The organism is Pseudomonas sp. Ps21-P2, from assembly GCF_039672565.1.
Classification (GTDB): Bacteria; Pseudomonadota; Gammaproteobacteria; order Pseudomonadales; family Pseudomonadaceae; genus Aquipseudomonas.
Window position 1 is genome coordinate 308,077 of sequence record NZ_JBDFPL010000007.1, and the last position, 22,438, is coordinate 330,514.

20 protein-coding genes are annotated in these 22,438 nt (G+C 61.1%); 15 read left to right on the top strand and 5 right to left on the bottom strand.

All coding sequences use genetic code 11. The features are described 5' to 3' along the window. The first annotated feature begins 113 nt into the window (after positions 1-113). From ABEH28_RS19305 to ABEH28_RS19340, 8 genes are all read left to right on the top strand, one after another. Positions 114-464 carry a DUF5064 family protein gene (locus ABEH28_RS19305; protein WP_346627019.1) on the top strand — a complete coding sequence of 117 codons (351 nt, stop codon included), beginning with the start codon at positions 114-116 and terminating at the stop codon, positions 462-464. Positions 465-555: 91 nt separating this feature from the next. Next, positions 556-2,064, top strand: a complete 1,509-nt coding sequence (locus ABEH28_RS19310; protein WP_192171806.1) for a sigma-54-dependent transcriptional regulator — start codon at positions 556-558, stop codon at positions 2,062-2,064. 456 nt (positions 2,065-2,520) lie between these two features. Then, positions 2,521-2,904, top strand: coding sequence for a glycine cleavage system protein GcvH (gene gcvH / locus ABEH28_RS19315; protein ID WP_346630837.1), 384 nt, complete (start codon positions 2,521-2,523; stop codon positions 2,902-2,904). 10 nt (positions 2,905-2,914) lie between these two features. Then, the gene (gene gcvP, locus ABEH28_RS19320; RefSeq protein WP_346630838.1) at positions 2,915-5,773 is read left to right on the top strand and encodes an aminomethyl-transferring glycine dehydrogenase; all 2,859 of its coding nucleotides are present in this window, start codon (positions 2,915-2,917) and stop codon (positions 5,771-5,773) included. A 105-nt stretch (positions 5,774-5,878) separates the two neighbouring features. Then, positions 5,879-7,255 carry an L-serine ammonia-lyase gene (locus ABEH28_RS19325; protein WP_192171809.1) on the top strand — a complete coding sequence of 459 codons (1,377 nt, stop codon included), beginning with the start codon at positions 5,879-5,881 and terminating at the stop codon, positions 7,253-7,255. 69 nt (positions 7,256-7,324) lie between these two features. Beyond that, positions 7,325-8,446, top strand: coding sequence for a glycine cleavage system aminomethyltransferase GcvT (gene gcvT / locus ABEH28_RS19330; protein WP_346630839.1), 1,122 nt, complete (start codon positions 7,325-7,327; stop codon positions 8,444-8,446). A gap of 395 nt (positions 8,447-8,841) precedes the next feature. Further along, positions 8,842-9,054: a cold-shock protein gene (locus ABEH28_RS19335; protein ID WP_003227496.1), complete on the top strand. Its 213-nt coding sequence runs from the start codon at positions 8,842-8,844 to the stop codon at positions 9,052-9,054. A 95-nt stretch (positions 9,055-9,149) separates the two neighbouring features. Beyond that, entirely contained in the window at positions 9,150-9,653 is a 504-nt protein-coding gene (locus ABEH28_RS19340; protein WP_346630840.1) for an RDD family protein, read from the top strand. 64 nt (positions 9,654-9,717) lie between these two features. Here the strand turns inward: ABEH28_RS19340 and lptG are convergent, their stop codons facing one another. Together lptG and lptF are read right to left on the bottom strand one after the other, a co-directional pair. After that, a complete protein-coding gene (lptG, locus tag ABEH28_RS19345; protein ID WP_192171812.1) occupies positions 9,718-10,779 on the bottom strand; it encodes an LPS export ABC transporter permease LptG in 1,062 nt (353 codons plus the stop codon). Then, a complete protein-coding gene (gene lptF, locus ABEH28_RS19350) occupies positions 10,772-11,890 on the bottom strand; it encodes an LPS export ABC transporter permease LptF (protein WP_192171813.1) in 1,119 nt (372 codons plus the stop codon). Before lptF ends, lptG begins: the two co-directional genes overlap by 8 nt. A 305-nt stretch (positions 11,891-12,195) precedes the next feature. Between lptF and ABEH28_RS19355 the strand changes: the two genes are divergently transcribed. The 5 genes from ABEH28_RS19355 (at position 12,196) to rlmF (ending at position 18,850) form a co-directional block, all read left to right on the top strand. Further along, a complete protein-coding gene (locus ABEH28_RS19355; protein WP_192171814.1) occupies positions 12,196-13,686 on the top strand; it encodes a leucyl aminopeptidase in 1,491 nt (496 codons plus the stop codon). A 57-nt stretch (positions 13,687-13,743) separates the two neighbouring features. Further along, positions 13,744-14,172 (top strand): DNA polymerase III subunit chi, encoded by a 429-nt coding sequence (locus ABEH28_RS19360; RefSeq protein ID WP_192171815.1) that lies wholly within the window; start codon positions 13,744-13,746, stop codon positions 14,170-14,172. Positions 14,173-14,179: 7 nt separating this feature from the next. Further along, complete coding sequence (locus ABEH28_RS19365; RefSeq protein WP_346630841.1) at positions 14,180-14,617, top strand: DNA polymerase III subunit chi; 438 nt, start codon at positions 14,180-14,182, stop codon at positions 14,615-14,617. Positions 14,618-14,792: 175 nt separating this feature from the next. After that, entirely contained in the window at positions 14,793-17,639 is a 2,847-nt protein-coding gene (locus ABEH28_RS19370) for a valine--tRNA ligase (RefSeq protein WP_346630842.1), read from the top strand. 173 nt (positions 17,640-17,812) lie between these two features. Beyond that, complete coding sequence (rlmF, locus tag ABEH28_RS19375) at positions 17,813-18,850, top strand: 23S rRNA (adenine(1618)-N(6))-methyltransferase RlmF (protein ID WP_346630843.1); 1,038 nt, start codon at positions 17,813-17,815, stop codon at positions 18,848-18,850. Positions 18,851-18,948: 98 nt separating this feature from the next. Here rlmF and ABEH28_RS19380 read toward each other — a convergent pair whose 3' ends face one another. Next, on the bottom strand, positions 18,949-19,230 hold the full coding sequence (locus tag ABEH28_RS19380; RefSeq protein WP_037014905.1) for an HU family DNA-binding protein: 282 nt from the start codon (positions 19,228-19,230) through the stop codon (positions 18,949-18,951). Positions 19,231-19,584: 354 nt separating this feature from the next. On the opposite strand from ABEH28_RS19380, the gene yejK reads away from it, so the two are divergent. Both yejK and ABEH28_RS19390 read left to right on the top strand, forming a co-directional pair. Further along, the gene (gene yejK, locus ABEH28_RS19385) at positions 19,585-20,586 is read left to right on the top strand and encodes a nucleoid-associated protein YejK (RefSeq protein ID WP_074884246.1); all 1,002 of its coding nucleotides are present in this window, start codon (positions 19,585-19,587) and stop codon (positions 20,584-20,586) included. A gap of 25 nt (positions 20,587-20,611) precedes the next feature. Next, the gene (locus ABEH28_RS19390; RefSeq protein WP_192171819.1) at positions 20,612-20,962 is read left to right on the top strand and encodes a glutaredoxin family protein; all 351 of its coding nucleotides are present in this window, start codon (positions 20,612-20,614) and stop codon (positions 20,960-20,962) included. A 139-nt stretch (positions 20,963-21,101) separates the two neighbouring features. Here ABEH28_RS19390 and ABEH28_RS19395 read toward each other — a convergent pair whose 3' ends face one another. Both ABEH28_RS19395 and ABEH28_RS19400 read right to left on the bottom strand, forming a co-directional pair. After that, positions 21,102-22,034 carry a glutathione S-transferase family protein gene (locus tag ABEH28_RS19395; protein ID WP_346630844.1) on the bottom strand — a complete coding sequence of 311 codons (933 nt, stop codon included), beginning with the start codon at positions 22,032-22,034 and terminating at the stop codon, positions 21,102-21,104. Between the two features lie 64 nt (positions 22,035-22,098). Then, a complete protein-coding gene (locus tag ABEH28_RS19400) occupies positions 22,099-22,425 on the bottom strand; it encodes a GIY-YIG nuclease family protein (protein ID WP_192171821.1) in 327 nt (108 codons plus the stop codon). Positions 22,426-22,438 lie beyond the last annotated feature (13 nt).

A 22,438-nucleotide genomic window follows, 5' to 3' on the forward strand; every position in this document is an offset into this window, starting at 1 on the left:
CTTTCCCGGCTAAAGCCGTCCCACCAACAGCGCGCCGCATATGAACCTGAACCCGAGGCAGCCCCCGGCGGTCTGTCCTCTTAGGTCCATCACCTTTCCCCGGAGCCATTGCCATGTTCGAGCCAGGTCATCTGCACATCGTCCACCCCGCTCTGCAACCACACGATGTCGGCTACGACCTTCACATTCGTTACGAAGTCAGCCAGACCGATTCGGGGCCGGGCATGCAGTTCACCCTGGAAGGCGACATCAATGGCCAGGCGGTCAGCGAAACATTCGAGCTGCCGAAGGACAAGGCCTACAACTTCGCCAGTGATGCCTCGCGCAGACTCGAAAAGCATGGCCTGCCGAGAACCACTGACCTGCACGCGATGCACGGCGAGTACGACCGGATGTTCGAAGACATCCGCCACACGCTCGACATGAAATCCGGTGATCCGGTGAAGCCGGAGCATCTGGAATAGACCAGCACGCTGACCCGTCTCGGGACCGCGATGGGTGATGAGATTACTGGCATAATCGCCTCCCTCACTCCCGCGGGTCCTTTCTCTCCCCATGCGCATTCACGTCACGTTCATCGACCGCGTCGGCATCACTCAGGAAGTGCTTGCCATCCTCGGCGCGCGCAACCTGAACCTCGATGCCGTGGAAATGGTGCCGCCCAACGTCTATATCGACGCGCCGACGCTGAGCCATGACGTGCTTGAAGAACTCAAGGACCGGCTGTTTCGCGTGCGCGGGGTGGAAGCGATCACAGTGGTCGACATCCTTCCCGGCCAGCGCCGCCACTTGCAGTTGGATGCCCTGCTGGCAGCGATGACCGACCCGGTGCTTGCCCTCGACAGCGCCGGCCATGTGCTGCTGGCGAACCCTGCCCTGGTCGCGTTGTATGGCCGGGAACCGACGGGAGAATCGATCGGCGAACTGTTCTCCGATGATGGCCTGCAATCGGCGCTGCTGGAAAACGGCTTTCGTCTGCCACTGCGCGAAGTCACGCTCAACGGCGAGGCCTTGCTGCTCGATGCCACACCAATCACCGACGCGGGCGCATTGCTGACCCTTTACCAACCGAGCCGAATCGGCGAACGCCTGTCGGCGTTGCACCACGATCACGCCGAAGGGTTCGACGCGCTGTTGGGCGACTCCGCGCCAATCCGTACACTTAAAGCCCGCGCCCAGCGGGTCGCGGCACTGGATGCGCCGCTGCTGATTCAGGGCGAAACCGGGACGGGCAAGGAGCTGGTGGCGCGGGCGTGTCATGCCGTGAGCGCGCGCAATGGCGCGCCTTTTCTCGCGCTCAACTGCGCGGCGCTGCCGGAGAACCTCGCCGAGAGCGAACTGTTCGGCTACGCCCCTGGCGCCTTTACCGGTGCGCAACGGGGCGGCAAACCCGGGCTGATGGAACTCGCCAACAAAGGCACCGTGTTTCTCGACGAGATAGGCGAGATGTCGCCGTATCTGCAAGCCAAGTTGCTGCGTTTCCTGAATGACGGCAGTTTTCGGCGGGTCGGCGGCGACAAGGAAGTGCAGGTCAACGTGCGCATCCTGAGCGCCACCCACCGCGACCTGGAAAAAATGGTCGCCGAGGGCACCTTTCGCGAAGACCTGTTCTATCGCCTGAACGTGCTCAATCTGGACGTGCCGCCGCTGCGTGAACGCGGTCAGGACATCCTGATGCTGGCGCGCTATTTCATGGAGCAAGCCTGCACGCAGATTCAGCGACCGGTCTGCCGCCTCGCCCCGACCACCTACCCTGCTCTCCTTGGCAATCGCTGGCCCGGCAACGTTCGCCAGTTGCAGAACGTGATCTTCCGCGCGGCGGCCATTTGCGACAGCTCGCTGGTCGACATCGGTGACCTCGACATCGCTGGCACGTCGGTGGCGAGGGGCAGTGATGGCGAAATCGAAAGCCTTGAAGCGGCGGTCGAGGATTTTGAAAAGTCGCTGCTGGAAAAGCTCTACAGCCAATACCCATCGACGCGGCAACTGGCCGCGCGGCTGCAAACATCCCACACCGCGATCGCGCACCGGCTGCGCAAATACGGCATTCCCGGAAAAAGCTAAAAAGCTCGACGGAGATTTACGGTCGCTCAAGCGCCGCCATCTCGGATCAATCCCCGGTCGGGTGGGAGCGACCTTGCTCGCGAAGACATTATCCCTGCCGCTGCATATTCGGCGACTGTACCTGCCCCTTCGCGAGCAAGGTGGAGCGCCACCCCGGTCGCTCCCACATGTCCGAGACAGTCCACGCACGAACTGCGCCCGTAACGGAATCGAAACACTGTATCGAAACCATTCCAGCCATCCAGACATAACGTCTTTTGGCGTTCGGACGTTAAAACTCGACCGAAGCTCCTGCACTCCGTATCGATTTCGTTCCAGAAGCCCACGCGACCCACACTACGCCAACTCGCGCAGCCCAACGTTTACGCCCCCTTCCCCACTTTGGCCGCAAACTTGCTATGCACTCACCCCATCACGCCCGGGCATAACGGGCGATTTATCATCTGGGGAGATTTCATGAGCGAGTTGCGCTTTACCGAAGACCACGAGTGGCTGCGCGCCGAAGCTGACGGCAGCGTCACAGTCGGCATCACCGCCTTTGCGCAGGACGCACTGGGTGACGTGGTTTTCGTGCAACTGCCGGAGCTGCAGTCCTACGACAAAGGCAACGAAGCCGCCACCGTCGAATCGGTTAAAGCCGCCAGTGGCGTGTACATGCCCCTTGATGGCGAAGTCGTCGAAACCAACTCCGCGCTGGATGCCAACCCGGAGTTGGTCAACAAAGACCCGCTCGGCCAGGGCTGGTTCTTTCGCTTTATTCCCTCCAATACCGATGCTGTCGGCCAACTGCTGACTCAAGACGCCTATGATCGTCTGATCAAAGCCAACGCCGAAGCCTGAGGAGCGCGCAATGACTGACCGTATTGAACTGAGCACCGCCAACGAGTTCATCGCCCGCCACATCGGCCCGCGTGCCGCTGATGAAAAAGCCATGCTCACCACGCTGGGCTATGACTCCCTCGACGCGCTGACCGCCAGCGTCATCCCTGAATCCATCAAAGGCACCAGCGTTCTTGGCTTGTCCGCCGGGCAAAGCGAAGCCGACGCGCTGGCCGATATCAAAGCCATCGCCGGCAAGAATCAGCTGTTCAAAACGTACATCGGCCAGGGTTACTACAACACCCACACGCCAGCGCCGATCCTGCGCAATCTGCTGGAAAACCCGGCCTGGTACACCGCTTACACGCCGTATCAGCCGGAGATTTCCCAAGGCCGTCTGGAGTCGCTGCTGAACTTCCAGACCCTGATCAGTGACCTGACCGGCCTGCCGATCGCCAATGCCTCTCTGCTCGACGAAGCCACCGCCGCTGCCGAAGCCATGACCTTCTGCAAACGCCTGAGCAAGAACAAAAGCAGCAACAAGTTCTTCGCTTCCGCCCATTGCCATCCGCAAACCCTCGACGTGCTGCAAACCCGCGCCGAGCCGCTGGGCATTGAAGTGGTCGTCGCGGACGAAGCTCAACTGACCGACGTCAGCGAGTTCTTCGGCGCGCTGCTGCAATACCCGGCCAGCAATGGCGACGTGTTCGACTACCGCGAACTGGTCGAGCGCTTTCATGCCGCCAATGCCCTGGTCGCCGTGGCAGCGGATCTGCTGGCCCTGACCTTGCTCACTCCGCCCGGCGAATTTGGCGCTGACGTGGCCATCGGCAGTGCGCAGCGCTTCGGCGTGCCACTGGGTTTCGGCGGCCCGCACGCGGCCTATTTCTCTACCCGTGACGCCTACAAGCGCGACATGCCCGGCCGGCTGGTCGGTGTGTCCATTGACCGCTTCGGCAAGACCGCCCTGCGTCTGGCCATGCAAACCCGCGAGCAACACATTCGTCGCGAGAAGGCCACCAGCAACATCTGCACCGCGCAGGTGCTGCTCGCCAACATCGCCAGCATGTACGCCGTTTACCACGGCCCGCGCGGCCTGACCCGCATCGCCAACCGCGTGCATCACCTGACCGCGATTTTCGCCGAGGGCTTGAATCAGCTGGGCTTGAAGGCCGAGCAGTCGTTCTTCTTCGACAGCATCACCCTGAACACAGGCGCGAAAACGGCCGACCTGCACACCAAGGCACGCGCCCACGAAATCAATCTGCGTGAAGTAGACGCCGAGCGTCTGGGCGTTTCGCTGGACGAAACCACCAAGCCAGCCGACGTCGAAGTGCTGTGGTCTCTCTTCGCTGCAGAAGGCCAGGCCCTGCCTGACTTCGCCGCGCTGGCAGACAGCGTCCAAGCGCGCCTGCCTGCAGAGCTTAAGCGCCAGTCGGCGATCCTCAGCCATCCTGTGTTCAATCGCTACCACTCCGAAACCGAGCTGATGCGCTACCTGCGTCGCCTGGCGGACAAGGACCTGGCGCTGGACCGCACGATGATCCCGCTGGGCTCGTGCACCATGAAGCTCAACGCCGCCAGCGAAATGATCCCGGTGACATGGGCCGAATTTGGCAACCTGCACCCCTTCGCCCCGGCCGAGCAAAGCGCCGGTTATCAGCAACTGACTGATGAACTGGAAGCGATGCTCTGCGCCGCCACCGGTTATGACGCGATCTCTCTGCAGCCAAACGCTGGTTCCCAGGGCGAGTACGCCGGTCTGCTGGCGATCCGTGCTTACCATCAGAGCCGTGGCGATGAGCGTCGCGACATCTGCCTGATTCCGTCCTCGGCCCACGGCACCAACCCGGCAACCGCCAACATGGCCGGCATGCGCGTGGTCGTGACCGCTTGCGACGCCCGCGGCAACGTCGACATCGAAGACCTGCGCGCCAAGGCCATCGAGCACCGCGAACACCTCGCCGCGCTGATGATCACCTACCCGTCGACCCACGGCGTGTTCGAAGAAGGCATCCGCGAAATCTGCGGCATCGTTCATGACAACGGCGGCCAGGTGTACATCGACGGCGCCAACATGAACGCCATGGTCGGCCTCTGCGCACCGGGCAAGTTCGGCGGCGACGTGTCTCACCTGAATCTGCACAAAACCTTCTGCATCCCCCATGGCGGTGGCGGCCCGGGCGTTGGCCCGATCGGCGTGAAATCGCACCTGGCGGCGTTCATGCCGGGTCACGCGAAGATGGAACGCAAGGAAGGCGCGGTCTGCGCGGCGCCGTTCGGCAGCGCGAGTATCTTGCCGATTACCTGGATGTACATCCGCATGATGGGCGGCGAAGGCCTCAAGCGCGCTTCGCAACTGGCGATCCTCAACGCCAACTACATTTCCCGTCGTCTGGAAGAGCACTACCCCGTGCTGTACACCGGCAGCAACGGCCTGGTCGCCCACGAATGCATTCTCGACCTGCGCCCGCTGAAGGAAACCAGCGGCATCAGCGTTGATGACGTCGCCAAACGCCTGATCGACTTCGGTTTCCACGCCCCGACCATGTCCTTCCCGGTCGCGGGTACGTTGATGATCGAGCCGACCGAAAGCGAATCGAAAGAGGAGCTGGACCGCTTCTGCGACGCGATGATCAAGATCCGCGAAGAAATCCGCGCGGTCGAAAGCGGCGTGCTGGACAAGGACGACAACCCGCTGAAAAACGCGCCGCACACCGCTGCAGAACTGGTGGGCGAATGGAGCCATCCGTACAGCCGCGAGCAGGCCGTCTACCCGGTGGCGTCGTTGATCGAAGGCAAGTACTGGCCGCCGGTCGGTCGCGTCGACAACGTGTTCGGCGACCGCAATCTGGTCTGCGCCTGCCCGTCGATCGAAGACTACGCTTAAAAAACCACAAGCTCCTGGCCGCGAGCCGCACGTGAAAGCCGATGAGGTTTCGCTTGCGGCTTGTAGCTTGTAGCTTGCTACCGCTTCACCTCCCGGAATCCCATCATGTCGCTGAGCGTATTTGACCTGTTCAAGATCGGCATTGGTCCCTCCAGCTCTCATACGGTGGGCCCGATGCGAGCCGCGGCGCGTTTTGCCGAAGGCTTGCAGCGCGATGGCCTGCTGGAAACCATCATCTGCGTCAAAGTCGAGCTGTACGGCTCACTCGGTGCCACCGGCAAAGGCCACGGCAGCGACAAGGCCGTGTTATTGGGCCTTGAAGGTGAGCACCCGGACACCGTCGATACCGAAACCGTTGCGGCGCGCCTGCAGCAGATTCGCAGCAGCGAGCGCCTGAACCTGCTCGGCCAGCACAGCATCGAATTCATCGAAAAGCATCACTTGGCGATGATTCGCAAGCCCTTGGCCTACCACCCCAATGGCATGATTTTCCGTGCCTTCGATGCCTCCGGCATACAGGTCCGCAGCCGCGAGTACTACTCCGTCGGCGGCGGCTTCGTGGTGGATGAGGACGCGGCTGGCGCGGATCGCATCGTGGAAGACCAGACACCGCTGGTGTATCCCTTCAAAACCGCACGGGATCTGATGGTGCATTGCACTGCCAGCGGTCTTTCCATCAGCCAGATCATGCTGGCAAATGAAGCCGCGTGGCGCCCCGAAGCCGAAACCCGTCAGGGCCTGTTGCACATCTGGCAGGTCATGCAGGACTGCGTCGAGGCGGGTTGCCGCAACGAAGGCATTTTGCCGGGTGGCCTGAAGGTCAAACGGCGTGCGGCGGCGCTGCATCGCCAGCTGTGCAAAAACCCGGAAGCCGCGCTGCGCGATGCGTTGTCGGTGCTCGACTGGGTCAACCTGTACGCGCTGGCGGTCAACGAAGAAAACGCCAACGGCGGCCGTGTGGTCACCGCGCCCACCAACGGGGCGGCCGGGATCATCCCGGCGGTGCTGCATTACTACATGCGTTTCATCACCGGGGCGAACGAGGACGGCGTCGTGCGTTTCCTGCTCACGGCGGCGGCCATCGGCATTCTCTACAAAGAGAACGCGTCGATCTCCGGCGCCGAAGTCGGCTGTCAGGGGGAAGTCGGGGTGGCCTGCTCCATGGCGGCCGGCGCCCTGTGCGAAGTCTTGGGCGGCAACGTTCAACAGGTGGAAAACGCCGCTGAAATCGGCATGGAACACAACCTCGGCCTGACCTGCGACCCGATTGGCGGCCTCGTTCAAGTGCCATGCATCGAGCGCAACGCCATGGGCTCGGTGAAGGCCATCAACGCGGTGCGCATGGCCTTGCGCGGCGACGGCCAGCACTTTGTCTCGCTGGATAAAGTGATCCGCACCATGCGCCAGACCGGCGCCGACATGAAAAGCAAATACAAGGAAACAGCCCGTGGCGGGCTGGCCGTGAACATTATCGAGTGCTGACATCAGCCCGAATTCATAGGGTCCCCTGCCCTGCGCGGGGAACCCGGAACCGCTTTCAAGGAGTGACCCATGACCACCGAATTGCTGAAGACCCCGCTCAATGCCCTGCACCGTGAACTCGGCGCGAAGATGGTCGAGTTCGCCGGCTACGACATGCCCGTTCAGTACCCCGCTGGCGTCATGAAAGAACACCTGCACACCCGCGATCAGGCCGGCCTGTTCGACGTTTCGCACATGGGTCAGATCCTGTTGAGCGGCGCGGACGCGGCGAAAGCGCTGGAAACCCTGATGCCCGTAGACATCATCGATCTGCCGGTCGGCATGCAGCGCTACGCGATATTCACCAACGAGAACGGCGGCATTCTCGACGACCTGATGGTTGCCAATCTGGGTAACGATCAGCTCATGCTGGTGGTCAACGCCGCCTGCAAGAACCAAGACCTGGCGCACCTGCAGCAACACATCGGTAGCCAGTGCGAGATCACGCCGCTGTTCAACGAACGCGCATTGCTCGCGCTGCAAGGCCCGCACGCCGTCACCGCACTGGCGCGGCTGGCGCCGGAAGTCGCGAAAATGACTTTCATGCAGTACACCTCGGCGAAAATCGACGGCATTGACTGCTACGTCAGCCGCTCGGGCTACACCGGTGAAGACGGCTACGAGATCTCAGTGCCGGCAGATCAGGCAGAAGCCCTTGCACGTCGACTGCTCGCGGAGCCCGAAGTGGCGCCGATCGGCCTGGGCGCGCGCGACTCGCTGCGACTGGAAGCCGGGTTGTGCCTCTACGGCCATGATATGGACACCGACACCACACCGATTGAAGCCAGCCTGCTGTGGGCGATTTCCAAGGTTCGTCGTGCCGATGGTGCACGTGCAGGCGGCTTCCCCGGTGCCGACAAGATCTTCGCCCAGCACCAAAGCGGTGCGGCGCGCAAACGTGTCGGCCTGCTGCCACAGGAACGCACACCCGTGCGAGAAGGCGCTGAAATCGTCGATGCCGATGGAAAGACCATCGGGACTGTCTGCAGCGGCGGTTTTGGCCCGACGCTGAGCGCGCCATTGGCGATGGGCTATGTCGACGCCAGTTTCACCGCGCTGGAAACACCGGTGTGGGCAATCGTCCGCGGCAAGAAAGTCCCGATGCAAGTGACAAAAACTCCTTTCGTTCCGCCACGTTACTTCCGCGGCTAAGTAACATCGTCAAAAAATGCGGCACCGCAACAGTGCATAAAACTGTGCGAGTGCCGCAGTCGGGCGCCAATGTTTACAACCGTTAAACTGTCAAAATATTGAACTTAGATACTCCTCTAAACATTAAAAACTATCGATCTTGCGAACGTGGTTAATGTTTTCAAAAAAGCCGAAAACCCCCATGAACACTGGCCCAGCCGGGGCTTGTTTTTTCAACAAGAGTTAGCGTAGAGTTTCTCGGACTGTGTTTGCATGGGTCGCTGGGATCGTGACCCGGGCAGTAGCGCCAAAAGCAATGCTACATCCCGCTCTACGTTTCTTCTTCCTGCAACCAGCCCAGTACTCTTTCCCGTGAAAGAGGCTGTCATTAATTTAATGCGTCAAGGAATAAGAAAATGTCTACACGTCAGAGCGGCACCGTTAAGTGGTTTAACGATGAAAAAGGTTTTGGTTTTATCACTCCTGAAAGCGGTCCGGATCTGTTCGTCCACTTCCGCGCTATTCAGGGCAACGGCTTCAAAAGCCTGAAAGAAGGCCAGAAAGTGACGTTCGTCGCAGTGCAGGGCCAAAAAGGCATGCAGGCTGACGAAGTACAAGCTGAAGCCTGATCAGCCGACGCAAAAAGCCCCTGATGGCCAACATCAGGGGCTTTTTTATGCCTGCGATTCCGTAAACTGCCGCTCCCGTGTGAATGAGCGCCGCCATGACCTCAGTTAACGATGATGCGCAGATGTTACGCCCTCGGGGCGACTTTCCCCCCGCTGGATTGGGCCAGCGCATGGCTGCGATCAGCTACGACGCGCTGCTGTGCGTGGCATTGTTGATGGTCACTACGTTTATCTACAAGCTGGTCTGGATGGGCTTCATCGGCGAAGCCAGACTGCGCCAGCTCTCCGAGTCCGGCGCGCTCGACGCCGACCCGCTGCTGTCCTCGATTCTGCTGGTCACGCTGTTCGGCTTCTTCGCCAAGTTCTGGACCCATGGGGGCCAGACGCTGGGCATGCAGGTCTGGGGGATACGCGTGCAGAACGCCGACGGAACGGCCATCAGCCTGTGGCAAGCGCTGCTGCGCTTCGTCGTCGCCATCGCATCATGGCTGTGTGTCGGGCTGGGTTTCTTCTGGAGCCTGATCGACAAACAGAAACGCTGCTGGCATGACCTGTATTCCGAGACGCAACTGGTGCGGGTGCCCCGCACCAGAAAGTGAGCCCTCTGTATCTCGCCCACAAAAAAGCCGACGCAGGGGTCGGCTTTTTATAACGCGGTGAGTATCAGCCCGCGCGGCGCAGCAACCAGATCCCCGCCAAGGCGCACACTCCCGCCGGCACCAGCACCGCGAAGAGTGGCGAGAAACCGAATACAAGGCTCGACGGGCCCAGCAGGTCCTGAGCGATGCGGAAGGTGAAGCCCACGAGCACGCCCGTAAACACCCGTTGCCCCAGCGTCACCGAGCGCAACGGACCGAAGATGAAGGAAATCGCCATCAGCACCAGCGCCACGGTCACCAGCGGCTGCAGGATCTTGGTGTAGAACGCCAGCCAGTAACGACCGTTGTTCAATCCCTGATCGGCCAGATAACGCGCGTAACCATAGAGGCCAGTCATCGACAGCGACTCCGGCGGCAGCACCACCGTGCTCAGCAACTGCGGGCTCAACGCGACGTTCCAGCGCTCTTCGGGTGCGGTGACCACTTCGGTGCGACCGTCGTGGAAGACCGTCGTGGTGACGTCCTTCAGCAACCAGTAATCGGTCTTGAAGTTGGCTTGCTTGGCAAAACTCGACGTCAGCATGTGGCGCTGGTCGTCGAAATGGTAACGGGTCACGCCATACAGGAGGCCGTTCGGTTGCACCGTATTGATGTGGATGAACTCCTCACCCTGACGGTGCCACAGACCGTGTTTGGCGCTCTGGGCGTCGCCGGTGCCTTGAGCCAGCGAGCGCGCGGCCTGGGCTGAGGCTTCGGTCACCGGCGCGACGTACTCGCCGATCAACAGCCCGGCCACCATCAACACCAGCATGGGTTTCATGACCGCCCAGACGATACGGCCGATCGACACACCAGCGGCACGCATGATCGTCAGTTCGCTGCTGCTCGCCAGCGCGCCGAGACCGATCAGGCAACCGATCAGCGCGGCCATCGGCAGCATGTCGTAGAGGCGACGCGGCGCCGTCATCACGACAAAACTGCCAGCGTCCCAGAAGGTATAGGTATCGCTGATGTCGGCCATTTCATCGATGAAGGCAAACAGCGAGGCCAGTCCGAGGATGATCCCCAGTACCGCCAGAATCGCCATGAACACGCTTTTGCCGATGTAACGATCGAGCTTAACCATGAGCCACCCCCGACACGCTGCGGCGACTCGCGATCTTCAGGCGCAGAGGCTCCCAGTAGAGCAACCCCAGCCCGATGGACAGAAACAGCGCATGCACCCACCACAGGCCGAGGCCCATCGGGATCTTGCCCTTCTCCAGCGCACCGCGCGCGGCGATGAGGATGGTGAGATAGGCCATATAAAGAAGAATCGCCGGAAGGAGCTTGAGGAAGCGGCCCTGACGCGGGTTGACCCGTGCCAGCGGCACCGCCATCAGCGTCACGATGAACACCAGAATCGGCAGCGAGACCCGCCACTGCAGCTCGGCCCGGTTGCGCAGGCTGTCTTCGCCGGTCAGCAATTCGCTGGTGGAGATGGCATCGCGGTCAGTGACCTCATCGCTGATGTCCGGCTTGGGCAGCAAGGCGCCATAGGTGTCGTATTTGATCGCGCGGTAATCGGCCTGGCCGGGGTTGCCGTCGTAGCGATAGCCGTTATCGAGAATCAGGTAGCGCGTGCCGTCAGGTTTGATTTCCTGCCGGCCTTTTTCCGCGACCAGCACGGTGATGCCGTGGTCTTTCTTCTCGTCGAGCTTCTTCTCGGAAATGAACACGCCGCCCAGGTTGATGCGGTCGTCGCTCATGGTCTCGGTGTAGGTCACCCGGCTGCCGTCACGCAGAAGCTGGAAACGACCCGGCACCAGGGTGTCGAATTCGGTCATCGCGTCCTGCTTGTTGATCAGCAACTGGAACTGGGTCGCGCCCTGGGGGGCGAGGCTGAAGCTGAGCCAGGCCACCAGCAATGAAACCAGCGCAGCCGGCGCGAGGGTAATCAGTAGCAGGCGTTGCTGGCTCATACCGGTGGCGGCGAGCACGGTCATTTCGCTTTCGAGGTACAACCGGCCATAGGCCAGGAGAATCCCGAGGAACAACCCCAGAGGAAGGATCAGTTGCAGGAAGCCCGGCAGACGGAAGCCCATGATCAGAAACAGGACACCCGGATCGAGTGCGCCCGATGCGGCCTGGGCCAGGTATTTGATGAAGCGGCCACTCATGATGATTACCAGCAGCACGGCACTGACAGCGCTCAGGGTAACCAGCACTTCTCGGGACAGGTAACGGAAGACAATCAAACCAGACACTCCAGGGTTGTCACGCTAAGGCGGCATGACAATGAAATGAATCAGCCATGATGCGCGCGACGGCGTACCACCAAAAAAATATGCGGCATTATCCTGTGATTGGGTGTGTCTGTCACTGCGCGCGCGGGATACTTCTGCAACCGGCACACGCGCACACCCGGACGGGGTTGTCATCCATTGGCTCGCAGGGTCAAACTGCGGGCCTTGCCGCAGGCATGCCGGTGTAAATACCTCTGCGCCGCTGCCGAGCCGTGTGCTCAAGTGCGATAACTCACAGTTTATTCGGGGACCCCGACATGGAATTGGTTGTTAAAAGCGTCAGTGCAGAAACCTTGAAGACCGCCACGCTGGTGGTCGCCGTCGGTGAAGGCCGCACGCTGAGCGACACCGCGAACACCCTCGACACCCTGAGCGGCGGCGCCATCAGCGCTGTTCTCAAGCGCGGCGACCTGTCGGGCAAGATCGGCCAGAGCCTGTTGCTGCACAGCCTGCCCAACCTGAAAGCCGAACGCGTGTTGCTGGTCGGTTCGGGCAAAGAGCCGGAGCTGAACGATCGCCAATTCCGCAAAATCATCAGCGGCGCGCTCAGCACCCTGAAAAGCCTGGGTGGCGTTGATGCCGCCTTTGCCCTCGATCAACTGAACGTCAAAAATCGCGACGTGTATGGCAAGAATCGCCTGCTGGTCGAATCCCTGGCCGACGGCGAATACGTTTTTGATCGCTTCAAGAGTCAGAAAGTCGATCCCCGCGCCCTGAAAAAAGTCACCCTGCTGACCGCCAAGGCCAACGTCGCCGACATCGAGCGCGCGGCCAAGCACGCACAGGCCATCGCTGCCGGCATGGCCGTGACCCGCGACCTGGGCAACATGCCGCCGAACATCTGCCACCCGACCTACCTGGGCGAGCAAGCCAAGGCGATGGGCAAAGCCAACAAGGGCCTTAAAGTCGAAGTCTTCGATGAGAAAGACATCGAAAAGCTGGGCATGGGTTCGTTCCTGGCGGTCGGTCAAGGCAGCGCTCAGCCGCCACGCCTGATCGTCATGCAGTACTCCAACGGCAAGAAAAGCGAAAAGCCATTCGTGCTGGTGGGCAAGGGCATCACCTTCGACACCGGCGGTATCAGCCTCAAGCCGGGCCTGGGCATGGACGAAATGAAATTCGACATGTGCGGCGCCGCAAGTGTATTCGGCACGTTGAACGCCGTGCTTGAACTGCAACTGCCAATCAATCTGGTGTGCATCGTCGCGGCGGCCGAAAACATGCCGAGCGGCAACGCCACGCGTCCGGGTGACATCGTCAAGACCATGAGCGGCCAGACCGTCGAGATCCTCAATACCGACGCCGAAGGCCGTCTGGTGCTGTGCGATGCGCTGACCTACGCCGAACGCTTCAAGCCACAGGCCGTGATCGACATCGCCACACTGACCGGCGCTTGCGTTGTCGCGCTGGGCGGTCACACCTCCGGCCTGCTGGGCAACAGCGACGCGTTGATCACTCAGGTGCTGGAAGCCGGCAAACGCGCCGACGACCGTGCCTGGCAGCTGCCGTTGTTCGATGAGTATCAAGAGCAACTGGACAGCCCGTTCGCTGACATCGCCAACATCGGCGGTCCGAAAGCCGGCACCATCACCGCGGCGTGCTTCCTCTCGCGCTTCGCCAAGGCCTATGAGTGGGCGCACCTGGACATCGCCGGCACGGCATGGCTGAGCGGCGGCAAGGACAAAGGCGCCACGGGCCGTCCGGTTCCGTTGCTGACCCAATACCTGATCGACCGCGCTGGCGTTTAAGCCGCTGCAAACGCGTCGGCCTCCCCGGTCGGCGCGTCCAGCGTCCTGGAATCACCCATGACCCAAGTCGATTTCTACATTCTGCCGAGTGCCGACCCCGTCGCGCGCCTGGACTTCGCCTGCAAACTCACCGACAAGGCCTGGCGGCTCGGCCATCGGGTGTACCTGCATTGCAGCGATGCCGGGCAACGCGAGGAACTGGACGCCCGACTGTGGCGCTTCCGGGGCGAAGCGTTCGTTCCCCATGGCGCGGTCGAAGACGACCAGGACGCACCCGTGGCGCTGGGTATCGGCAGCGACCCCGGCCAACATCAGGATCTGCTGGTCAATCTTGACCTGCGCATCCCGGACTTCTTCAAACGATTCGCGCGTGTCGCCGAGATCGTTGTCGAGGATCCCGCCATTCGCCTCGCGGCGCGCGAGAGTTTTCGCTTCTACCGCGAACAGGGCTATCCTCTGCAAGATCACCGGCTGCAGCGTCTTTGAGCACACGATGGATAATTCAAAACACCTGAAAGATTCAGCGCACCTGCTGGATGACCTCGAGTCGATTCGCCAGCTGTTGGGCGATGATCCGGCCCAGCCGCCTCTGCTGACCGAGTCCGTGCACAGCGACGAGCAGATCCCGCTGCTGTTCGACGTTGTCACCGGCCAGGTCGTGACCCTCGATGAGCACGAAGCCGACATCGACAATATTCCCCTGCTCACCCCCGAGCCGGTTGCGGCGACACCCCCCGCGCCCGCTGCCAACGCATCGAGCGCCAAAGCACCGAATGCAGAGGCACTGCTGCACCTGGACGCCGAGCTGCGTGCCGCCGCGCAGTTGATCATGCAAGACGTGATCGATGATTTCGCCCCGCACATCGAGAACGAGATCAAACGCCGCCTTGATGCGCGAATGGAACGGCTGCTGAGTCAATACAACAACTGAAGCTGTCTTCTGCCCCGACCCGGGAACGTGCGCAAGCACAGTCCTACAGATGCCCGCGATGATTCCGGGCATCACCGCTCGTAGCACCCGACCTACCGCTTGTAGCTTGACGCCGCCTTGAAAAGCTATACTCGTCGGCTTTTCCGACTCAAAGCAGATCAGGTTCCCGCCTCGCATGGACAAGACCTACCAGCCGCACGCCATCGAATCTTCCTGGTACCAGACCTGGGAGTCCGAAAACTATTTCGCTCCGCAAGGCGCGGGCGACTCGTACACCATCATGATTCCGCCGCCGAACGTCACCGGCAGCCTCCACATGGGGCACGGTTTCAATAACGCGATCATGGACGCCCTGATCCGCTTCCGCCGCATGCAGGGTCGCAACACCCTTTGGCAGCCGGGCACCGACCACGCCGGTATCGCCACGCAGATGCTGGTGGAGCGCCAACTCGAAGCCTTGGGTCAGAGCCGTCACGATCTGGGTCGCGACAAATTTCTCGAAAAAGTCTGGGAATGGAAGGATCAGTCCGGTGGCAACATCAGCCGCCAGATCCGTCGCCTGGGCTCGTCGGTCGACTGGAGCCGTGAGCGCTTCACGATGGACGACGGCTTGTCCGAAGCGGTTAAAGAGGCGTTCGTGCGACTGCATGAAGACGGCCTGATTTACCGTGGCAAACGTCTGGTCAACTGGGACACCAAGCTGCACACCGCGATCTCCGACCTCGAAGTGGAAAACCACGACGAAAAGGGGCATCTCTGGAACCTGCGCTACCCACTGGCCGATGGCGCGAAGACCGCTGAAGGTCTGGACTATCTGATCGTCGCCACGACCCGTCCGGAAACCATGCTCGGCGACGCCGCCGTCGCTGTGAACCCGAACGACGAGCGCTACCAGGCGCTGATCGGCAAATTCGTCGAGCTGCCGCTGGTAGGCCGTCGCATCCCGATCATCGCGGACGACTACTGCGACCCTGAATTCGGCACCGGCTGCGTGAAGATCACCCCGGCTCACGACTTCAACGACTACGACGTCGGCAAGCGCCACAACCTGCCGCTGCTGAACATCTTCGACAAGAACGCTGCCGTGCTGCCCGCTGCCCAGGTGTTCAACCTCGACGGTACGCTGAACGACACCGTAGACGGCACCCTCCCCGCCGAATACGCCGGCCTCGACCGCTTCGAAGCGCGCAAGCAGATCGTGGCTGCGTTCGACGCCGCCGGGCTGCTGGTCAGCGTCGACGACCACGGTTTGAAAGTGCCGAAGGGGGACCGCTCCGGGACCATCATCGAGCCGTGGCTGACGGATCAGTGGTACGTGTCGACCAAGCCGCTGGCTGAACCGGCCATCGCCGCCGTTGAAGACGGCCGCATCGCCTTTGTGCCCAAGCAGTACGAGAACATGTACTTCTCGTGGATGCGCGACATTCAGGACTGGTGCATCAGCCGCCAACTCTGGTGGGGCCACCGCATTCCGGCCTGGTACGACGAGTCCGGCAAGGTTTACGTCGGCCGCGACGAAACCGAAGTCCGCGCCAAGCACAATCTGGGTCCTGACGTTGCCCTGCAACAGGACAACGACGTGCTCGACACCTGGTTCAGTTCCGGTCTGTGGACGTTCTCCACCCTGGGCTGGCCGGAGCAGACCGACTTCCTGAAAACCTTCCACCCGACCGACGTGCTGGTTACCGGTTTCGACATCATTTTCTTCTGGGTTGCCCGGATGATCATGCTCACCATGCATCTGGTGAAGAACGAAGACGGTACGGCGCAGGTGCCGTTCAAGACCGTTTATGTCCACGGCCTTGTGCGTGATGGTCAGGGCCAGAAGATGTCCAAGTCCAAGGGCAACGTCCTTGATCCGCTGGATATCATCGACGGCATCGAGCTTGAAGCCCTGGTGCAGAAACGCACCTCCGGCATGATGCAGCCCAAGCTGGCCAAGAAGATCGAGAAGCAGACTCGCGACGAATTCGCCGACGGCATCGCCAGCTACGGCACCGATGCCCTGCGTTTCACCTTCTGCTCGCTGGCGTCCACTGGCCGTGACATCAAGTTCGACATGGGTCGCGTCGAAGGCTATCGCAACTTCTGCAACAAGATCTGGAACGCCGCGCGGTACGTGCTCGACAAGGGCGAAGACTGCGGTCAGAACGGCGAAGCGTTCGAGCTCTCGCTGCCGGATCGCTGGATCATCTCGCAGCTGCAACGCACTGAAGCCGAAGTGACCCGTCAGCTGGATCAATTCCGTTTCGACCTCGCGGCCCAGGCGCTGTACGAGTTCATCTGGAACCAGTACTGCGACTGGTATCTGGAGCTGTCCAAGCCGGTTCTGTGGGACGAGACGGCGCCGATCGAGCGTCAGCGTGGCACTCGTCGCACGCTGGTGCGCGTGCTGGAAGTCGCACTGCGTCTGGCCCATCCGTTCATGCCCTTCATCACCGAAGAAATCTGGCAGCGACTTGCGCCGCTGGCCGGCATCGAAGGCAAGACCATCATGCTGCAACCGTGGCCGGTGGCGAACGATGCGCGCATCGACGTCGCGGCCGAAGGCGACATCGAATGGCTCAAAAGCCTGATGCTCGGCGTGCGCAACATCCGTGGCGAAATGAACATCGGCCCGGGCAAGCCGCTGCAGTTGTTCCTCAAAAACGTCAGCGCCGAAGACCAGCGCCGCCTGAACGAGAACGAGCACCTGCTGAAGAAGCTGGCCAAGCTTGAATCGTTCACCGTGCTGGAAGCCGGCGCCGAAGCACCGCTGTCCGCGACCGCGCTGGTCGGTGAGATGGAAGTGCTGGTGCCGATGGCCGGCCTGATCGACAAGGACGCCGAACTGGCGCGTCTGGACAAGGAAATCCAGCGTCTGCAGGGCGAAGTGCAGCGGGTTGGCGGCAAGCTGTCCAATGCCGCGTTCGTCGACAAGGCGCCGCCTGAGGTGATCGCCAAGGAACGCGCGAAGATGGCCGAAGCCGAACAGGCGCTGGGCAAACTGGCCGAGCAGCACGCGCGGATCGCGAGTTTGTAATCCGACCAAATCAGCCGGCCTGAACCGCAGGCCGGTTGACGACCATGACCCCTGTAGGCGTGAGCGTGCTCGCGATAGCGGTAAATCAGCAACCTAACCGTTGACTGACACACGGTTATCGCGAGCAAGCTCACGTCTACAGGGGTTGTGCTTTCACGAGAATCGCATCCCCGATGACCAGCCCCGACGCCCACAAGCCCCAACGCAACACCCCACGCAAGAAAGCCAAACCTGCTCAACAGGCCAAGCCTGCCGCGCCGCGTGAGAAAGCCACCCTGCACCCGCGCAACCGCCATCAGGGCCATTACGACTTTCCGCGCCTGATCAAAAGCAGCCCCGAACTGGGCAAGTTTGTGATCCTCAATCCCTACGGCAAGGAAAGCATCGACTTCGCCAATCCGGCCGCGGTGCGGGTGTTCAACCGCGCCTTGCTCAAAGCGTTCTACGGCATCGCCCATTGGGATATTCCGGCGGACTACCTCTGCCCGCCAATCCCGGGGCGTGCGGACTACCTGCACTTTCTGGCGGACCTGCTGGCAGAGCGCAACGACGGCGTCATCCCGCGCGGCGCGTCTGTCACAGCGCTGGACATCGGCACCGGCGCCAACTGCATCTATCCGCTGATCGGTCAGGGCGAATACGGCTGGTCGTTCCTGGGCTCGGACATCGACAAGATCGCCCTGGCCTCGGCGGCGACCATCGTCAAAGCCAACGGCTTGAGCAAGAGCATCAGCTTCCGGGAGCAGACCAACCCTAAACACATCCTGACCCACCTGCTGCAGCCCGATGAGCGCTTCGACATCAGCGTGTGTAACCCGCCTTTCCACGCCTCGGCTGAGGAAGCGTTAAGCGGCAGCCAGCGTAAATGGCGCGCCCTCGGCAAGGCCGACCCCAAGCGCAAGTTGCCGGTGCTGAATTTCGGCGGCCAGGCGGCGGAGCTGTGGTGGGAGGGTGGCGAGGCACGGTTTGTGACGCAATTGATCAGCGAAAGCGCTCAGGTCGGGCAGCAGGTGCTGTGGTTCAGCACGCTGGTGTCCAAGGCTTCGAACCTGCCGCTGATTCAAAGCGCGCTGAAAAAAGCCGGTGCCGTTGAAAGTCAGACGGTGGAGATGGGCCAGGGTCAGAAACAGAGCCGCTTCGTTGCCTGGACCTTCCAGGACAAGACGCAGCAAGCCGCCTGGAAGGCGACACGTTGGGTTTCACCGCGCTAGGACGCCGGCGACCGAAGCGATAACCGAATCGCAGGCACAAAAAAACCGTGTCCGGATCGCTCCGTCACACGGTTTCCTCAACCAAGCAGCGTTTTCGCTTACTTGTTGACCGAGTCAGTCAGCACTTTGGCTGGTACAAACTTGACGACTTTCTTGGCAGCGATTTCGATGGCTGCGCCAGTCGAAGGGTTGCGGCCGGTGCGTGCTGGACGCTCGGTGACTTTCAGTTTGCCGATGCCTGGCAGAGTGATTTCACTACCGTTTTCCAGTTGGTCAGCGACGATTTGACCCAATTGGTCGAGAGCGTTGCGCGCGGTGGTTTTAGGCGCGTCGATAGCTTCTGCGATATCGGCGATCAATTGGTCTTTAGTCAGAGCCATGGTGGTGTTCCTTCCCTATCAAATTCGAATGGTTTGCAGAGTGTGGTACAGACGCGAAATGTAGATACTGTAAACGGCCTTTGGTTCGGCCGAACGCCCACAAACTGCACGCCTGGCGCGCTTGGGCGCTCAGGACCGGGCAAAACTAGCACAGCGCAACGCAAATATCCGCCCCTACCTACCCATTTGGTCAGCTTTATCGCCCATGAGGCGTAAAAAAGTCATATTAATGAACCGAGGTCAGCGTTTTCGGCCCTTCCAGAGCGTTCCGCCCCCCGTCTGCGGTACACTTGCCGACTTTCGCACGGGCCTGGTCTGGTCCCGTTCAGTTACCCTTCAGCAGCCGAGAAATCCATGCCGATCCGTCACGCCATCGTCCACCTGATCGACAAAAAACCCGACGGCACGCCTGCCGTGCTTCACGCCCGGGACTCAGAGCTCGCCGAGTCGCAGGCCATCGAGAACATGCTGGCAGACCTCAACGAGAGCTATAACGCCAAACAAGGCAAAGCGTGGGGGCTGTTCCATGCCGAGTCTGGCGCACACCCGTTCAGTGGCTGGCTGAAGGAATACCTGGATCAGGGCAAGGATTTCACCCAGTTCAGCCGCATCGCGGTCGAGCATCTGCAGAAGCTGATGGAAGAGTCGAACCTGTCGGTCGGTGGCCACGTGCTGTTTGCGCACTACCAGCAGGGCATGACCGAATACCTGGCGATCGCCCTGCTGCACCACAGCGAAGGCGTAGCGGTGAATGAGGCGTTGGACGTGACGCCCTCCCGGCATCTGGATCTGGGTCAGCTGCACCTTGCAGCCCGGATCAACATTTCCGAGTGGCAGAACAACAAGGCATCCAAGCAGTACATCTCGTTCATCAAGGGCAAGAACGGCAAGAAGGTTTCCGAGTACTTCCGCGACTTCATCGGCTGCCAGGAAGGCGTCGACGGACCGGGGGAGACCCGTACCCTGCTCAAGGCCTTCAGTGATTTCGTCGAGAGCGAAGACCTGCCAGAAGAATCGACCCGCGAGAAGACCAAGGCGCTGGTCGACTACGCCAGCAGCCAGAGCAAAATGGGCGAGCCGATCGCTCTGGAAGAGCTGTCCGGCCTGATCGACGAGGACCGCCCGCGGGCCTTCTACGATCACATCCGCAACAAGGATTACGGCCTGTCGCCCGAGATTCCTGCGGATAAGCGCACGCTGAGTCAGTTCCGTCGGTTCACCGGCCGTGCGGAAGGGCTGTCGATCAGCTTTGAAGCGCACCTGCTGGGCGACAAGATCGAGTACGACGAAGAGAAAGGCACGCTGATCATCAAGGGACTGCCGACCCAGCTGACCGATCAGCTTAAACGCCGCTAAGCCTTGCCGAGGAGCCGAGACCCGAATGTTCGTTCGTACCCTGAAGAAGTTCTTGCTCATCATGCTGGTGGTGGTCGTGTACCAGAACTGGGGCAAGATCGAAAACCTGGTTCACCCCTCCTCAGCTTTATCGGAGCACGCGCAGGCCAACGCGAAGGTGACGTTGTACGCCACCGACTGGTGCGGCTACTGCAAACAGACACGGCGTTTTCTCGACAGCCAGGGCATTCGCTACACCGAGTTCGATATCGAAAAAGACGCTGCAGGCCGCAAGGCCTATGAAGCGCTCGGCGGTCGCGGCATTCCTCTGATCGACGTAAACGGCACGCTGATCAGAGGCTTTAGCGAAGAGCAGATTCTCGCTGCACTCAAGTAGCATCGGGTAACAACTGTCACAACTGACAGTCACGACAACTTCGCGCAATCAGCCACATCAATCCGCAATTAAAACAAAGCGATTATCAGGCATCGCGATAAGCCCGGCATTGCACCGGGCTTATTTGCGCATGAGGTGTTTAAACAGCCTTGATTTGAAAACCGAAGCGCGGGAAGTGCACATGCACGGTGCCGGCGCGGTCGTCTTCGCGGCGCAGGATAATCTCTTCACGGCCGCTGAATACCAACTCTCCCGCCACGGCGTTAACGCCGTAATCCACGGCAGACACGGTGACCTGCTGACCGACGGTAAAACCATTGGGGTCGGTGAAATCTTCATCGGGCACCGGCGCCGGGGTAGCCGCACGCGCGATTTCAACCGCGTCGCCCGAACTCAATTCACTCGGTGCGCCATGACCGAATGCAATAACGCGCTCGTACCAGCTCAACACCGCCGGATAGGCATCGACCAGTGGGGACGTGACAGGGGTTTGTTTGAGGAACCACAGGGTGTGGGCCACCGAGAAATCGGCAATCGAGGGCGCGCCCAACAGGAAATCACCGTTGCGCTCAAGCTGGGTTTCCAGACGCGCCATCAGCGTCGGCCATTGATGCCGCGCCACTTCCAGTGGCACACGATTGGCGCTGCCGCCCTCGAAGAACGTGGCGCGGTCGGCAACGAATGCCTTAACAGCCTCAGGCGGAACCTTGGCGAACCGCACAGCGAGGGAGGCCGGTTGAAACACCAGGCTGACCGCGTGCAGGAACAGCACCGAATCCGCCCACGCCGCGAGGCCCGCCGCCGTGAACTCCTGGCCTTCGGGATAGAACGTGGGTGACGATTTTTCCTGCTCCAGGCGCCGGGCGATCAACGCGGTGTCGCAATAAATGTCGGCGCCTGCTTGCAGGACGGGGGTTTTGCGATAGCCGCCGGTGAGGGGCATGAGGTCGGGCTTGGGCATGATCGACGGGATGTTGACCGAGCGCCATGACAGGCCTTTGAAGCCCAGCATCAGACGGGCTTTTTCGGCGAACAGGGACGTTGGATAGTGGTGAAGAATCAACTCAGACATGCTTCGGGCCATCCGCAGGGAGAAACCACCAGCTTATCCCCCCGAAGCCCCACGGCATACCCGCTCAGGGTGATGGCGCGGCATCACTCGGCTGGATGTAGCCGGCGGCCAGGCACTCCTTGGCGCTTTTGCGCAGCTTTTTGATCAACCGCTCCTGCCGCAATGCGTCGCCCTTGTCGCGGCAGGCCTCCACATACACCAGCGCCATCGCCGGGCTCGAGCTGAAGAAGCGCGCACCTTTACCGCTTTGGTGCTGGGCGAATCGACGTTGCGGGTCATTGCTGATGCCGCAGTACAACGAACCGTTGGCCGCGCGCACCAAGTACACGAACCAGGATTTGACCGGCACGGCTTCGGGCACGGGTGCGGTGGCGATTTCGGCTTCAGACATGCGGGACCGTGGA

Bases quoted from the DNA above. Each gene is read 5' to 3' on its own strand.
- gcvH (WP_346630837.1), top strand. From the start codon at position 2,521: ATGAGCGAGTTGCGCTTTACCGAAGACCACGAGTGGCTGCGCGCCGAA.
- ABEH28_RS19400 (WP_192171821.1), bottom strand. From the start codon at position 22,425: ATGTCTGAAGCCGAAATCGCCACCGCACCCGTGCCCGAAGCCGTGCCG.
- lptG (WP_192171812.1), bottom strand. From the start codon at position 10,779: ATGGTTAAGCTCGATCGTTACATCGGCAAAAGCGTGTTCATGGCGATT.
- ABEH28_RS19380 (WP_037014905.1), bottom strand. From the start codon at position 19,230: ATGGCTCTGACTAAAGACCAATTGATCGCCGATATCGCAGAAGCTATC.
- ABEH28_RS19325 (WP_192171809.1), top strand. From the start codon at position 5,879: ATGTCGCTGAGCGTATTTGACCTGTTCAAGATCGGCATTGGTCCCTCC.
- rlmF (WP_346630843.1), top strand. From the start codon at position 17,813: ATGACCAGCCCCGACGCCCACAAGCCCCAACGCAACACCCCACGCAAG.
- ABEH28_RS19340 (WP_346630840.1), top strand. From the start codon at position 9,150: ATGACCTCAGTTAACGATGATGCGCAGATGTTACGCCCTCGGGGCGAC.
- ABEH28_RS19365 (WP_346630841.1), top strand. From the start codon at position 14,180: ATGGATAATTCAAAACACCTGAAAGATTCAGCGCACCTGCTGGATGAC.
- ABEH28_RS19305 (WP_346627019.1), top strand. From the start codon at position 114: ATGTTCGAGCCAGGTCATCTGCACATCGTCCACCCCGCTCTGCAACCA.
- yejK (WP_074884246.1), top strand. From the start codon at position 19,585: ATGCCGATCCGTCACGCCATCGTCCACCTGATCGACAAAAAACCCGAC.
- ABEH28_RS19370 (WP_346630842.1), top strand. From the start codon at position 14,793: ATGGACAAGACCTACCAGCCGCACGCCATCGAATCTTCCTGGTACCAG.
- ABEH28_RS19390 (WP_192171819.1), top strand. From the start codon at position 20,612: ATGTTCGTTCGTACCCTGAAGAAGTTCTTGCTCATCATGCTGGTGGTG.
- gcvT (WP_346630839.1), top strand. From the start codon at position 7,325: ATGACCACCGAATTGCTGAAGACCCCGCTCAATGCCCTGCACCGTGAA.
- ABEH28_RS19395 (WP_346630844.1), bottom strand. From the start codon at position 22,034: ATGTCTGAGTTGATTCTTCACCACTATCCAACGTCCCTGTTCGCCGAA.
- ABEH28_RS19355 (WP_192171814.1), top strand. From the start codon at position 12,196: ATGGAATTGGTTGTTAAAAGCGTCAGTGCAGAAACCTTGAAGACCGCC.
- ABEH28_RS19360 (WP_192171815.1), top strand. From the start codon at position 13,744: ATGACCCAAGTCGATTTCTACATTCTGCCGAGTGCCGACCCCGTCGCG.
- ABEH28_RS19310 (WP_192171806.1), top strand. From the start codon at position 556: ATGCGCATTCACGTCACGTTCATCGACCGCGTCGGCATCACTCAGGAA.
- ABEH28_RS19335 (WP_003227496.1), top strand. From the start codon at position 8,842: ATGTCTACACGTCAGAGCGGCACCGTTAAGTGGTTTAACGATGAAAAA.
- gcvP (WP_346630838.1), top strand. From the start codon at position 2,915: ATGACTGACCGTATTGAACTGAGCACCGCCAACGAGTTCATCGCCCGC.